This window comes from Mesorhizobium sp. M7A.F.Ca.CA.002.09.1.1 (assembly GCF_003998555.1).
Lineage (GTDB): Bacteria > Pseudomonadota > Alphaproteobacteria > Rhizobiales > Rhizobiaceae > Mesorhizobium > Mesorhizobium ciceri.
In genome coordinates this window covers 1-427 of the sequence record NZ_RZRR01001627.1, presented here as the reverse complement: position 1 = coordinate 427, position 427 = coordinate 1, and the positions used below count along the sequence as shown (strand labels likewise).

Annotated in this window: 2 pseudogenes; both read right to left on the bottom strand. The window is 64.6% G+C overall.

Annotation, left to right across the window (positions count from 1 at the left end):
• Positions 1-220 (bottom strand): annotated as a pseudogene (locus EN994_RS35030) (peptidase S8); the annotation flags it as partial.
• A pseudogene (locus EN994_RS35025) lies at positions 210-427 on the bottom strand (anti-sigma factor); the annotation flags it as partial. The pseudogenes EN994_RS35030 and EN994_RS35025, both read right to left, overlap by 11 nt.

The following is a 427-nucleotide window of genomic DNA, read 5'->3' as shown; positions in this document are numbered from 1 at the left end:
CCGGCAGGAACACCGCGCCGGATTGCGCCGCATCCGATCCGCCCTCTGTGTCGCTGCCATCCTTGGCGCAGTCGGCGCCTGCCGCATTGGTCCCGTCGCGGCAGTCGATTTTCGTCTGGTCGGGATTGGGATCGTTGGTCTGCGCCGACGCGGGCACGGCGACGATTGTCATCGCCGCCGCAAGCATTGCCGCAAATCGAATGACCGCCTCAGCCGCCATCAACCGGTTTCCTTCCCTCGATCACAGTCTCCGTGAAAGCCTGGGCGGCAACAAGGCCGATTTGCCTGGTGTAGTCGGCTGCGTTGGCAGCCGGGATGCCAAGCCGGAACACGCCGTCGGCGGTCGGTCCGCCGACGATCTTCAGCCCGTTGCTGCCGAGGAAGGCGGAAATGTCCGACATCTTCGCATCCGGCTTGAACTTGACCA